17 protein-coding genes and 3 pseudogenes are annotated in these 12887 nt (G+C 55.7%); 14 read left to right on the top strand and 6 right to left on the bottom strand.

Annotated elements, in window-relative coordinates:
• Positions 1–231: 231 nt before the first annotated feature.
• Entirely contained in the window at positions 232–813 is a 582-nt protein-coding gene (locus tag AM329_RS24970) for a DUF2913 family protein (protein WP_032408940.1), read from the top strand.
• 39 nt (positions 814–852) lie between these two features.
• Here AM329_RS24970 and AM329_RS24965 read toward each other — a convergent pair whose 3' ends face one another.
• Positions 853–1806, bottom strand: a complete 954-nt coding sequence (locus AM329_RS24965; RefSeq protein ID WP_022644915.1) for an Rpn family recombination-promoting nuclease/putative transposase — start codon at positions 1804–1806, stop codon at positions 853–855.
• A 107-nt stretch (positions 1807–1913) separates the two neighbouring features.
• Positions 1914–2501: a recombinase family protein gene (locus AM329_RS24960; protein ID WP_022644914.1), complete on the bottom strand. Its 588-nt coding sequence runs from the start codon at positions 2499–2501 to the stop codon at positions 1914–1916.
• A gap of 539 nt (positions 2502–3040) precedes the next feature.
• Here AM329_RS24960 and AM329_RS24950 point away from each other — a divergent pair.
• From AM329_RS24950 to AM329_RS24940, 3 genes are all read left to right on the top strand, one after another.
• Complete coding sequence (locus AM329_RS24950; RefSeq protein ID WP_022644913.1) at positions 3041–3559, top strand: hypothetical protein; 519 nt, start codon at positions 3041–3043, stop codon at positions 3557–3559.
• A 329-nt stretch (positions 3560–3888) separates the two neighbouring features.
• Entirely contained in the window at positions 3889–4536 is a 648-nt protein-coding gene (locus AM329_RS24945; protein WP_022644912.1) for an AAA family ATPase, read from the top strand.
• Entirely contained in the window at positions 4527–4802 is a 276-nt protein-coding gene (locus AM329_RS24940) for a hypothetical protein (RefSeq protein ID WP_032072061.1), read from the top strand. Before AM329_RS24945 ends, AM329_RS24940 begins: the two co-directional genes overlap by 10 nt.
• Positions 4803–5002: 200 nt before the next feature.
• On the opposite strand, the gene AM329_RS24935 is transcribed toward AM329_RS24940, so the two are convergent.
• The 4 genes from AM329_RS24935 to AM329_RS24920 form a co-directional block, all read right to left on the bottom strand.
• Positions 5003–5191: a hypothetical protein gene (locus tag AM329_RS24935; RefSeq protein WP_223834410.1), complete on the bottom strand. Its 189-nt coding sequence runs from the start codon at positions 5189–5191 to the stop codon at positions 5003–5005.
• Positions 5192–5304: 113 nt separating this feature from the next.
• Positions 5305–6576, bottom strand: a complete 1272-nt coding sequence (locus tag AM329_RS24930; RefSeq protein WP_022644910.1) for a Y-family DNA polymerase — start codon at positions 6574–6576, stop codon at positions 5305–5307.
• 11 nt (positions 6577–6587) lie between these two features.
• Positions 6588–7049, bottom strand: coding sequence for a translesion error-prone DNA polymerase V autoproteolytic subunit (gene umuD / locus AM329_RS24925; RefSeq protein ID WP_022644909.1), 462 nt, complete (start codon positions 7047–7049; stop codon positions 6588–6590).
• Entirely contained in the window at positions 7034–7279 is a 246-nt protein-coding gene (locus AM329_RS24920) for a DinI-like family protein (protein WP_022644908.1), read from the bottom strand. Before AM329_RS24920 ends, umuD begins: the two co-directional genes overlap by 16 nt.
• A gap of 203 nt (positions 7280–7482) precedes the next feature.
• Here AM329_RS24920 and AM329_RS24915 point away from each other — a divergent pair, with 203 nt between their 5' ends.
• The 10 genes and pseudogenes from AM329_RS24915 to AM329_RS24880 all read left to right on the top strand — a co-directional run bounded on the left by AM329_RS24915 (position 7483) and on the right by AM329_RS24880 (position 12239).
• Complete coding sequence (locus AM329_RS24915) at positions 7483–7713, top strand: hypothetical protein (RefSeq protein WP_022644907.1); 231 nt, start codon at positions 7483–7485, stop codon at positions 7711–7713.
• 194 nt (positions 7714–7907) lie between these two features.
• Positions 7908–8022: pseudogene (locus AM329_RS26385) on the top strand (hypothetical protein); the annotation flags it as partial.
• Positions 8023–8148: 126 nt separating this feature from the next.
• Complete coding sequence (locus AM329_RS24910) at positions 8149–9081, top strand: DUF1281 domain-containing protein (protein ID WP_022644906.1); 933 nt, start codon at positions 8149–8151, stop codon at positions 9079–9081.
• A 34-nt stretch (positions 9082–9115) separates the two neighbouring features.
• A pseudogene (locus tag AM329_RS24905) lies at positions 9116–9349 on the top strand (hypothetical protein); the annotation flags it as partial.
• A complete protein-coding gene (locus AM329_RS24900; RefSeq protein WP_022644905.1) occupies positions 9346–9681 on the top strand; it encodes a hypothetical protein in 336 nt (111 codons plus the stop codon). The pseudogene AM329_RS24905 and the gene AM329_RS24900, both read left to right, overlap by 4 nt.
• A 144-nt stretch (positions 9682–9825) precedes the next feature.
• A pseudogene (locus AM329_RS26215) lies at positions 9826–9995 on the top strand (hypothetical protein); the annotation flags it as partial.
• Between the two features lie 71 nt (positions 9996–10066).
• Positions 10067–10768 carry a DNA methylase gene (locus tag AM329_RS24895; RefSeq protein WP_004152355.1) on the top strand — a complete coding sequence of 234 codons (702 nt, stop codon included), beginning with the start codon at positions 10067–10069 and terminating at the stop codon, positions 10766–10768.
• Positions 10768–10989: a hypothetical protein gene (locus AM329_RS24890; protein ID WP_022644904.1), complete on the top strand. Its 222-nt coding sequence runs from the start codon at positions 10768–10770 to the stop codon at positions 10987–10989. Before AM329_RS24895 ends, AM329_RS24890 begins: the two co-directional genes overlap by 1 nt.
• Before the next feature lie 9 nt (positions 10990–10998).
• Positions 10999–11418 carry a DUF1380 family protein gene (locus AM329_RS24885; protein WP_022644903.1) on the top strand — a complete coding sequence of 140 codons (420 nt, stop codon included), beginning with the start codon at positions 10999–11001 and terminating at the stop codon, positions 11416–11418.
• 53 nt (positions 11419–11471) lie between these two features.
• A complete protein-coding gene (locus AM329_RS24880) occupies positions 11472–12239 on the top strand; it encodes a hypothetical protein (protein ID WP_032072058.1) in 768 nt (255 codons plus the stop codon).
• Positions 12240–12887: the final 648 nt, after the last annotated feature.

Below are 12887 nucleotides of genomic sequence, written 5' to 3'. Positions count from 1 at the left end.
GATACTCTGCCAGTGGTTGTCTGCCTGCTGCCGGTAACGTTCGGCAACGGCAGCAACAACGCCAGGATCGCTGTCATGGCTGCGGTGTATGGGGTTGTACGCCGGAACCGCCGAAATTTCCGTGATGGGGTTGTAAGCGGCAAGCCGCCAAAATTTTGTATATCATGGTGTAGTGAACGAGGTGCAGCCAACTTAAATAGAAAGAGGACAGCCCCCCGCGCTGGTGATGATATGAGAAATATGGAAAAAACGGGTCACCTGGCATGGTGCGCACTTATCGCCCTGCTGACTGCCAGGGAAGATGGCCTGGTGGCGTCGGAGTCGCAGGAAAACCTGTTTATCACCCGCTGGTTTGCGCAGGTGAAAAAACAGCGTCGCTTTTCTCGTGACGTGGCCACCGATGTTGACTGGATACTCAACCAGGGCCGTACGCTCGGCGTTCGCGCGCGGCTGCGCCATAAGCTGGATTATCTCTGGCGTAGCTGCACCGGCGAACTGTCTGAGCAGAACGACCTTTTTCGCCTGACCTACGCGCTGGAACTGGCGAAGCAGTACGACTGGGGGTATCACGTCCTCAGCGACAGTGAGTGGAGCGGTCGAAATAAGATTCTGCCATCGGCATCGGTGAACAGTATTTGTCTGCTGAAAAGCGCGCTGGATATTGGTTTTAATGATGACGGGACGCAGGTGCTACCTGTGCCGGCAAGAATTGGCGGCCGCGCCGAGGGGCTTAATGCGCTGCTGAAAAGCTGTGGCTGGGAGGCCGTCAGCAACGACGATCACTGGAAACTGGTGACCATCAGCGCTGGTTGACCAGTAAAGAACGGGTCGCCAGCAGGCAACCCGGTAGTGTCAGTGGGTGATGCGCTGTAGATCTTCTTCAGTCAGACCGGTCATGGCCATCACTGTATTGCGGTCGATGCCGCTCTGCAGCATCGTGCGGGCAATTCTCAGGGTCGCTTCGCGCTCGCCTTCAGAGCGTCCTTTCTCGATGCCGCGCTGTTCGCCAAGCTGGATACCTTCTTCACGGGCCTTCTGTTCCAGGCGTTGTGCAATAGTCATTAAAATCTCCTCGTGTTGCGGTGACCGGCGGGCCAGTTCCTGCAGGAATGCCTCGGGTCTGGCCGTGTCTCCCGTCTGCAGCATCCAGTTCATCACAGTGACCAGCTGCTCATCGGTAGTGTAACCCGCAATCAGCAGGGTGACCAGATGTTCGGTCAGCTCAGCCAGGTCGCGGGTTTGTGCGTGCTTCAGCATCAGTTCCAGCAGGGCCATCCGGCGGTGCTTCATGATTTCATCGTCATCGATGGCGCCAACATCAATGAGGGGAAAATCACCGGTATACAGTTTTCGTGCTGTTTCCGGGCTGGCAAACAGCTCCGTCCAGTTCAGCGTCCAGGGCCAGGGGCTGCCACGGCCGTGGGAAAACAGCAGCGGAATAACCAGCGGCAGCTGCTCATGGCCGGCGTCCAGGTGTTTCTGCATGGCGGCAATTGAGTACCGCATGAGTCTGAACGCCATATGCCTGTCCGGACTGCTCTGATGCTCAATGAGCGTATAAATGTATCCCTCACCCTCGGTGGTCTTCAGGGAGTACAGCACGTCGGCAAAATAGGTTCGCAGGTTTTCCTCAATAAAGGAGCCTGACTCCAGCTGCAGGGTGGTCAGGTCACACAGCTGCAGTAACTCTGCCGGCAGATGCAGGGCCAGAAAATCCCGGGCGGTATCTGTATGGGTCAGGAAGGTTTTAAACAGCCCGTCATGGGGAACCGGTGACTTCCCGCCCTTTCCTTTTCTGCCTGACATTCCGCGTCTCCGTTGGTTTAAGTGTGGTCATCTGGCAGTATTATACCGGAGCTGAGGTCCTAGGGGACCGTTCCGGGGTGGTTCGGTCCCCTCCCCTGTTATTCTAGTCACTCCGAGCTCACCGCATCGTCACGCAGGCGCATGATGGTTTGTCGTGAGGTTCCAAGCTGGCGGGCAACGGCGCTGATACTGGCCCCTGCCTTCAGCTGCTCAAGCGCGGTCTGTCGCTGTTCGTTATTCAGCGCCGGTGGCCGACCAAACCGTTTCCCGGCTGCTCTGGCCCTTGCCAGGCCGGAATGTGTGCGCTCAATCAGCAGGTCCTTCTCAAACTCCGCTACCGCCGAAATGACCTGCATGGTCATCTTTCCGGCCGCGCTGGTGAGGTCCACGCCACCCAGCGCGAGGCAGTGTACACGAATACCGGACGCTGCCAGCTGCTCTACGGTCTTTCGCACGTCCATTGCGTCACGACCCAGACGATCAAGTTTGGTCACTATCAGCACATCGTCATTTTCCATGCGGTCAAGTAACCTGGCAAAACCGGGCCGTTCGCTGGCCGCTACCGAACCACTAATTTGTTCCTCAATCAGGCGCTGTGGTTTAACGGTAAAACCGGCTGCTTCAATTTCCCTGCGCTGATTTTCCGTTGTCTGTTCAAGCGTGGAGACCCGACAGTAAGCAAAAACTCGTGACATGGCATAATTTTCTGTACGAAATGGGTGTACGAATTATAACGCATGTACGAAACTAATTTCACTAAGTTTTGGACAGGTACTGTAAGCAATGTACGAAAACGGTCGGTTTTGTACATCCCATATTGTATATCCCAGAGTGACTGGCAGACGCGCTCTACGGGCTTATGTATAGGCATTACTGTCGGCACTGTTTCTAATTTTTTGATGAATGAACCTTTATATTATTGAAAGGCTTTAGCTTTACATTTAAGAGACTCTGCTCACCAGACGTATCTCGGCTGAATAATTTTCGATATCCAAACTGACCCCTATTTACTGTTCTCGCTCCATTCTGAGCTGCTAGGTCGCGCAGCCAGTACTGGCTCCCCCGATAACCTGCTCCCGGGCTCCCCTTCTGCTTCTCCAGAGCATGGTAGTTGGATAGCTGAGGACAATTTTTTCACGTTCAGCTGATTAATTCTAGCTAAAAAACTAGCTATGTAATATAACTATAATTAATAGCTAATTTGTGTATCATCCACGCTTACAGGAGAGAGAGTATGTACGTAAAACCCACAGATGTTTTATCCCCCAGAGGCCATGTAGAGGTGCTGGATGTGCTTTACGATGCGGGCGAATGGGACGTGTCCGTCGCCCGCATTAACTACCGGGACGAACTGAACCAGCCCTTCAGCGAATGTACCGGCATACGCTGGAATGGTAATCTGGATGAGGGTAGTAAAGGTATGCCGCTGTCGCGGGGATATCCCGTGTGGTTTGTAATCCCCAAGGAGTTTGCCGCGTGCATTCAGGCTAGAGCACTGGAGCTCAACACCGATAATATTCCTGCAGTCATTGCCGAAATTAAAATGAAAGTCGAGTCTGAGCGCGCATCGAACCCTAACACTTACATGTTGGAATACAAAACAGCGCGTCAGCTGTCAGAAACTGACGTCGATGCGATACTGGGCGGTCTGAAAGACGTCGGGATTTTTGAGGCTTTCACGGAAGGCGCCCATACGATCGATATCAACGGTGTTCACACCCTGATGCTGATGTTTCCGGCCAAAAGAAAATAGGCAAGTAGAAAAATCGGATACCAATATAAACTGGTTGGTCAGGGAGGCATTCAGTGCTGACTTTGCCAGCCAGCCACAACTTATGTGGTCACAATAATATTACCCGATATCTTTTTAAGTGGAACACATAGAGCATACCCAAATAAAACCACTTGGCTTTCCACCCATCCCCCCCACTCAGGTTATGCACCAGATTACAAGTGGATTTGAATTTATGCTTTTGTTAAATGATAAAATGATAAAATGATAAAATGATAAAAAATCATATTATCAAAATAATTTTTTATGATAAAGTGGCTTCATAATGTCCATTTGCACTAGAGGTCCCTATGATTACTGTAATAGGTTCAAATAAAGGCGGTGCTTCAAAGAGCACAACCGCTACAAACATTGCAATTGCTTTAGCATTACGCGGAAAGGATGTTTGCCTTTTGGATGCGGATCTTCAGTCATCTGCGGCAAAGTGGCATGCTTCTCGTGAGGAAGCCGACCTGCTACCTCGCATTACCCTTATCCAGAAATATGGCAACATCAGCCAGACTTTGCGCCAGCTCGATGAAAAGTTTGATCACGTAATTGTAGATGTGGCAGGTCGCAATAGCCGCGAACTCGCTAATGCTGGGGCTGTGGCTGATATAATAATTGCTCCGCACTTGTGCTCACAGTTCGATCTGGACACTTTGGAAGAGCTTGAAGGCCAGTTGGAAGCTTGGCAGGATCTAAATCCTGATTTAAACCTCTATATGTACCAGACACGAGCGACGACTAATCCCGTATTGCGTGGTAAAGAGCGTGCAGAGTTTCTCGAATATCTGAAGGATTTCCCAACCTTACCTCCTCTTAATGCTATTAACTGTGAACGAAAAATTTATCGAGATGTTGTTCCTCTCGGGAAATCTGTTTTGGAGGCAACCAATAGAACTGCAATAGAGGAGGTTGAGCAACTGATTGAAGAGGTGTATTCCAAATGGCTTTAAAACCACGATCTGCTAAAAAACCATCCGATGCTCAGGTAGCTGCGCTCGCTGACAAACTGGCTGATAAGCAATATGGGGGGGCTGCACCTATAGTTAAAACTGAAAAAACAGTACAGCGGAGTCTTGCTCTTCCGCTGTCTCTTGATCAGGCAATTACTCGTGTGTCAGCAGAGAACAAACTCAGCGGCTCTGGTCCGAAAAATACCAGTGCTGTCATACGAGAGGCTTTAGAGCAATATCTTGAGCGGCGGAATAGTGATAACTGATTTTATGATTTTATGATTTTATGATTTTATGATTTTATGATTTTATCAAAATATTATTTAATGATTTTGATAAATAACTATGTGCTTCCAGCCTGGTCGTTCTGTTTTTTTCCGGCTATCCCGTGACTGATCTCTGTCGTAGACGCGTTCCAACCCCGGTAAATTTCCGGGGCTAACTCCTTAATACTGCCTCTTCAATTTTAGTGCCGGGGGATGCTGCTGACGTCTTCTTCAGTCTGTATGACACGACCAGGCGCATTGAACGTGATGGTGATGATCTTTTTGGCCAGCCCCTCATCTGAAAGGGCATCATCCACACTGACATCACGTATCAGTGGGCTTTCCTCTTCTATATGTTGGGCAATATCCCGTAGCCACTCTGCCAGCATTCCTCTGTCCATCCTTTTTCGCTCCCGTTGTGTACAGTCAGCATCAACATATCACACTGCATATGTGCTTTTGCATCCTCACAGAGGATGGATGATTGCTCAAATTTTGTGGATTACAGATGAGCGACGGGCAAATCAGTCCATCTGGTGGTGTAGGCAGGGGAGAGCATTTCTCGTTTCATTTGCCACTCGGGAGCGATGCCTCGTCCTGCAAACCACACTTTTCCAAGCCCTGAATGGTTAATCCCGTCCACGACGTTCATCAGCGCTTCGCTGTTTGCCCGGGGCTGAACATCATCAAACAGACTCAATTGAGAACCCCCCGCAGGTGTGAAATCGTTCAGCATCACGCCGGCTTTGGCATAACGGTGACCGGGGACCCAGATGTGTCCGAGGGCTCTGACGGCAGCGGCGATGATATCCCGCGAGTCTCTGCTCGGGAACGGCAGACTCTCGCTGGCCATGTTTCCGTAGTAAGGCTCCTTCACGGCAAACGGCGACGTTTTCACAAAGACCGCGATGTGTCTGCAGTACTGCCGCTCACTGCGCAGTTTCTCCGCAGCACGCTCCGCGTACTGGCAGACAGCCTGGCGCATTGCGTCATATTCCGTGATGCGTTCACCAAAACTCCGGCTGCAGACTATCTGCTGTTTTGGCGGAGGCGCTTCTTCCAGCGAAATACAGCTTTCTCCGTTCAGCTCCCGGACCGTTCTCTCCAGCACCACGTTGAAATTCTTCCTTATGAAGGTCGGATTCGCGCGCGCCAGCTGCAGCGCGGTGGTGATCCCCATTGTGTTCAGCTTCTTCGAGATCCGGCGCCCAACACCCCATATTTCTTCCACCGGCTGCAGTGAAAGCAGTTTCTCTGTCTGGCGGGGATTACCCCGCGTGAGCGCGAGCACGCCACCAAATTGCGGCCACTCTTTGGATGCCCACTGCGCCGATTTCGCCAGTGTTTTGGTTGGCCCCATACCGACGCCGATGGTCAGGGCGGTGTGACGGAGAACATGTTCACGCAGCTGACGACCGAAGTCCTCAAAAGCGATGCAGCTGTCGATGCCGGCGACGTCGAGGAACATTTCATCAATACTGTACTGTTCCACGCGCGGGGCCAGCGCCTCAAGGCAGCGCATGACGCGTTCTGAAAATGAATGATAAAGCGAATAATTGCTGGAGAAGACCGCCACGTGGTGCTTTTCCGCCAGCGCTTTCACCTTAAACCAGGGGGCGCCCATCGGGATACCGATGTCGCGGGCTTCGCGGCTGCGCGCGATTACGCAGCCGTCATTGTTACTCAGGCAAATGACGGGTTTTCCGCGCAAATCAGGGCGAAAGACCTTCTCGCAGCTGGCATAGAAGCTGTTGACGTCAGCCAGGGCAAACATACCGGTACTCCTTACAGGCGGGCGCGGGTACGATGAATGAAGTGCATCACCACCCCGAACAGCGTGAGTTCTTCCGGCCAGAGCGTCGGATAAGCCGGATTCATCGGCTCCAGGGCAGGGCGGGGGGTAAGGCGCAGCCGCTTCACCGTAAACCCGCCGTCCACTTCCGCAATCACCACATCGCCGTCCACGGCCTTCTCTGCACGGTCGACTACCAGAATGTCGCCGTCATACAGACCCAGGTCTCGCATACTTTCCCCGCTGGCGCGCAGAAAGTAAGTGGCTGCCGGATGGCGGATACACAGGCTGTTTAAGTCCAGCTCCTGCTCAACGTAATCCCCGGCAGGACTCGGAAAACCCGCCGCACAGGCATCCGCAAACAGGGGGATCTGCTGGGAAGACGGCGTGGCCGGGAGTGTGAACACCGCCTCCGGGTCAAACAGGGGCTCCCTGCGACTCATTCCGGCAGCCATGTGTCGTCCTGCCAGATAGCTTCAAGCGTGTTCATGATGTCTGACTTTTCCTGGTCGCTGCGCGCGCCGCTGACATCCAGCGCGGTCTGCGAACTTTTCCCGATGTTCAGCCAGAGGTGAGGGTAGCGTGGGGTGAGGCGGCGCTCAATTTCCTGCTGCAGTGCGGCAAAGGTACCGCTGCGCATGGCCTTCACCTGCTCCGGGGAGAAACGGACGGAAATCTGTAACATGGCGCACCTCTTTACTGTATGGATGTACAGTTATTATTTTCCCGGTTTTCAGAATTTGCAAGCCTCTTTGTGCAGTTCCGGGCTAAAACATTGCTGTGGTTGCGAAAAAATGAGTGACGTGAAAAAACGTATGTCGGGGCTACACCGGTAGCGGTATCCTGTAATGTACAGATACCCAATGAATTTTCATCCAGGAGGTCTTTATGTCACCCGGCTTCAGAAACGTTCTTCGCTTTGCCGGCGTCCCCGTCGACAGCAGCGAACCGGTACGCAGGCAGTACGGCAGTCGCATGATTGGCATTGTGACGGTATGCCTGCTCCCGCTCCTGGTGTTCGACGTCCCGCTGTGGGTTTTCGTGCTCTCCCAGGTCATCTGGGGCGCGGGCGTGTATATCGGGCTCTCCGTGGCCGGAGATAAAACCCGGAGCCGTTGATATCCCGCCGCTGATTGTACAAAAAAAGAACAGACGTGGTGGCGCCTGTTCTCCCGCGCTTCTCCGCTGTCTGCCTTCAGGTTATCCACAATCTTAAACCCCGCGTTTGTGGACAGGTATGTCGATGCTCCTCTTTCCCCTGGTGTTGCTGAAGGCCTGCCTCCCGCTGCCAGTGTCTCGCGTCCGGCCTGGTACGGGACGGGCGGTTTTTTTGCTCAGCCCCGGCGCCGTTGAGTGTGTACGCCAGTCCCTCGCCCTGTCAGGGAACGCCCTTCAAGCCGCTTTCGCGGCATAAACCCGTCGCCATAAAGCCGGCTCCGGGTTATTCCACGGTCGGCATTGACCCGTGACCGGACGCGATGAACAGGCAGCGTGCGGCAGGGAACGGTATCGCGGTGATACCTCCTGTCCACACTGACTATTCAGGAGCTGCATATGCCGAACTGGTGCGCCAACCGACTGACCTTCAGTGGAATACAACAACACGCCGATGAACTCAAGTCATGGGTGCGTGGCGAGCAATTATCCCTGCCCGGACGGGCAAAACGAGAAGGAATACAGCTGTTTCTGGCCGGATGTGCTGGCCTGCTGCGACCAGATACGGTCTCGCCGTATCTGCCCTGTCCGGCGCTGACCGCCAGCGGTGTGGCGACAGAAAGTACGCCCGCGTCGCAGGCATTCACCCGCTGGCTGGCGATGTTTACCGCTGGCGCTGAACTGGACACCGACACCTGTCAGACGTTGCACCAGTGCTGGCTGGACTCTGGCATCAGTCGCCTGCGCTGGAACAGGCTTGACGAGTACGCAATGGCGGTCATTGAACGCCTGTACCGCCAGAAGTCCTGCGACTGGAGCGATATTTTTCGTCCGCAAGACCCGGAGTCCTGGTGGAACACGTTGTGCGATGGCGAAGAGAACGCGGATTGCGGCGCGCCAATGGATTTTCGTCTGGTGCTGCCGACTCGCCTGGATATTGAGGTGAACGGCTTTAACGGCGGTCTGCTGGACGGCATCCCGTCCTCATACAGCCATTACATCAGCCAGTATGGCTGCAAATGGCCGGTCGGCTACGACATGAATATCTGTTTTGACGGCGACACCTCGCTGACGGTGGATTTTGATACGCCGTGGAGTCCGGTCAGTGAAGACGTGGTGGCGGCGCTGAGTTTGCGGTACGGCGCGGAGATTGAGCACTGGTACGCTGAACAGGGATGCGATTACTGCGGCTACGGACGCTACAGCAATGGCGACATTACCGAACGACTCAGCGACAGTCTGGAATGGGGAGAACCCGACCCGGAAGACGACTACCCGGACGTGACCGGCCCGGACTGGATTATTAACAACTTTGCACGCTTTGGCGGCTGAACAGGGGGCGGGCGGGAGACCGCCCGGAAACAGAATGGAAAAACGCATGACCGTGAAAGCCTTTATAGACCGCTTGTCGCAGTACCCCGACGACGCGCTGTGCTGCGGCACGTTCTGGCTGGCCGATGATTTTCTCTCACTGGACGGCTCGCTCACGGAAGGCGACATCGATGCAGCGATGGAGCGGGCGCAGGACAGTCATGATGCGAATGACGGATTTAACTGGAGCCACCTGCAGGCGGCGATTGATGAGGTAAAACGTGTATGAATACCTGGCTGGTCGGCTTTGCCGTTGAAATCAGCGGCGTGGAAATGATGGTGCATCACATGATATCAGCAACCGGCCTGGCGCAGGCTGAATCGGGCGCGATACAGATGGGCCGGACGTGGTGGGACAATTTGCTGCTCGAGGATGACCGTCACTGCTGGCAATATCCGGATGGCGTGGTCTGGTTTAACAGCATCATCCTGCTCGATGACGTGGAGAGCAGTATCCTGCGCGGACTGAAGTTTCTGGATACGTGGGCAGTAACCGGCGTAACGGATACGCCCGGCCTCTGCGATGAGTACGGAAATGACTGGCGGGATATCACACGCTGACTTTCAACCAACAGGGCGCAGTGCCCTGTTTTTAGCCCCTCTGATGCCGTCGCCTTTTCCGGCTCCGCTTTTCTTCCGCGACCGCCGGGCGGCGCGGGGGATGAACCTGCCGCCCGCTGCCAGTGTCTCGCGTCCGGTCTGGTACGGGACGGGCGGTTTTTCCGCTCCGGCCCGGCGTCGTTGAGAGTGTGCGCCAGTCCCTCGCCCTTTTAAGGAACGCCCTTCAAGCCGCTTTCGCGGCATATCCTTGCCGTCCAAAAGACGGACGGCTGCGGTATTCCACGGTCGGCCTGACCCGTGACCGGACGCGATGAACAGGCAGCGTGCGGCAGGGAACGGTATCGCGGTGATGCCTCCTGCCCCCTCAGACTACAGGAGTGCTGCCATGTCCAGATTCATTCTCGGGAACTGTATTGATGTGATGCGCGGATTCCCCGACCGTGCCGTGGACCTTATTGTGACCGATCCGCCTTACCTCGTCGGTTTTAAGGACCGTCAGGGCAGACAGATTGCCGGGGATGTGACGGACGAATGGCTGCAACCGGCCACGCTGGAGATGTACCGCGTCCTTAAAAAAGACGCGCTGATGGTGAGCTTCTACAGCTGGAACCGTGTGGACCGCTTTATGGCCGCGTGGAAGGCGGCAGGATTCTATGCCGTGGGCCAGCTTGTGTTCACCAAAAACTATGCCTCCAACCGTCGTAACGCCAGGGCCCGACGCGGATTTGTGGACTACTGCCATGAAGGGGCTTATGTCCTTGCCAAAGGCCGCCCCGTGCCGCCCCTTAAACCGCTGCCGGATGTGCTGCCCTTCCCGTATACCGGTAATACCCTGCATCCGACGCAGAAACCGGTGGAGGCGCTACAGCCGCTGATTGAGTCATTCAGCGCCCCGGGCGCGATTGTTCTCGACCCGTTTGCCGGAAGCGGTTCGACCTGCGTCGCTGCATACCGTGCCGGACGCCGCTATATCGGCATCGAAATGCTGGCGCAGTACCACCGGGCCGGAACCGAACGACTGGCCGCCATGCACCGGGCCGTCAATACCCCGGCGGCGAACGATGAATGGCTCCCGGAGGCCGCGTAATGAATTACGACGGACACGAAGCCCTGCGCCGCGATATGGCCGGGCTGGCGAACAATCTTTGCGACCTGAAAACCACCCTGAAAGTGCTGGAAGACACGTACCACTACCGGCACGACGGACTGACGGAACGGCTTGCCGGTATCAGTCTGCGACGTCTCAGCGTCCTGATGGATGAGGCGTTCAATATTGCCCTGATGCTCGATGAAAGCTTTCTGGAGTGAGGAGAGAACATGTACGGAATCCGTGAAGACATTTGCAGGATGCTGAGTGAGCAATATCCCGCAGAAACCCCGCTGAACCTGATTATCTGGACTCCGGCGGATATTGAAGCGCTGGCTGACGGGATGGAATATTCCTTTTCAGAACATGACGTAAGGGCAGTACTGGAACGCATGGACGCTATACCGGAAGAACAACGGCTTGAGTCGGGCGTGTCAGCCGGCCTGGTGATGGCACTGATAGACCAGGTGAAAGAGAACGGGCAGAGGGTGACTGTGCCGGTTGACCTGCTTGAAACCCTGCTGATTACCGCCGAACAGGCATTGTGGGACAGGGAATGGACCGCACGGGATCGCAATCTCCCGGTGCCGGAAAGCGTAATGCGCCGCCTGGCGGATACAGCAAAAGTGCGGGCATTACTGAAAAGCTGACAGCAGATCGCCCCGCCACGCTGCGGGGTGATATAACCCGGACATAGACGATAATGATGAAAAATGAAACCCTTAACACGCTTATTCTGCGTCACGGCGACCGGATGCTGCGCCAGGCTGGCTGGCCCGACACTGTTGATATGGCGCCCGTCGCCCCTGAAACCGTACCCGGCTGGCTTGCCGCCTGCGGCTCTCTCAGTGGCGTGGAAATCCTCACGCTTACGGAACAGCTTTGTCAGCCGCTGACGTATGGCCGGGCAGCGTTGTTGCTCGCCAGCGCCCGGCGGCTGGCGGGAACCCCGGCTCGTCTGCATCTCTTTCCGGTGCAGGCATATCCGCATCCGGAGCGGCTGGCTGACTGTCAGGTTATCCGCCTGCCTTACGCTCAGGAGTGGCTGACGGCGGCGGAATGTGACGATCTGCTGGCCTTCCTGAAAGCCTCCCTCACGCAGATATCGGAAATCGTCCACCGGGATACGAAGCGCATCGCCGCCGCGCTGACGTCGTCCGTCAATCCCCGTCTGATGGACAGGCGGATCGGTGACTGGCGCTTGCTGGCCGTCGAGTATGATCATGATAACTGCCTGGACGAAGACGAAACCGACAGGCTGGATCAGGTCCTCGATGCCATTCTTATTCGCGATGCGCGATTCTGCCCGATCCTGCTCACCCTGGTTAACGAGCGGGAGGAAACTATCAGGAGCGCAGGGGTTATCGCTGATCAGCTGCGTTTTACGGACACTCCGGTCCGGCGCTGGTTTGATCGCCGGGTTTTAAGGGAAATGGTGAGAGAGGCCCGCGCCAGCAGAACTCAGGAGTGACAGCCCGGCGCATCAGGGGAGGGGGGACCCTCCCTTGTCAGCCTGCCGGCACAGGAGGAGTGGTGCGATAAGGATGTCGCCGTGCCGGCTCCGCGTCCACCCGGCCCGGTTTCCGGGCCTTTTGGGTGAACACAACCCTCTGTTATCGCCGTGCCGTGTGCTGGCTGTGCCGTGCCTTCACTGTAGCCCGGCAGCCGCAGAGGCTGGAGTTCGCTGGCGCACCCATCTCCGGATAAGGAAGTCGCCGGCTTGCCGTTGCCGCCGGCTCCGCTTCACCCGGCCCCATCCCTCCGGTCTGTGGCCTTATTCCTGCGTCTGTCGCGTCGCGACATCTGCTTCCGCTTTTCTCCCTGTGGTCGAAAAACGGGGGGAGAAACCCTGTATTCAACCTCCTGCATCGCGACGGGTAGTGCCGTGCCTTCACTTTAGCCCGGCTGCTGCAGATGCAAGGGTTCGCTGACGCCGCCATCCTCGCCCGGTCGCAGTTTTTTTATGATGCTCGCCGTTCTTCCCGTCGTTTTCTCGCTCAGGTTTCGCTCGAAAACCGTCCAGACCCGCTTCGCGCTTTATCTGCGCTGCGGCCTCCGGTGTCGCCCCTGCATCTTCCGCTTTCCGCCGGGCTGACGTGTCGGCACGGCACAACCCGGT

It is taken from the genome of Enterobacter cloacae complex sp. AR_0002 (assembly GCF_001922365.1).
Classification (GTDB): Bacteria; Pseudomonadota; Gammaproteobacteria; order Enterobacterales; family Enterobacteriaceae; genus Enterobacter; species Enterobacter hormaechei_C.
Note: the sequence above shows the minus strand (reverse complement) of the source record. Positions and strands in the feature narration are given on the sequence as shown.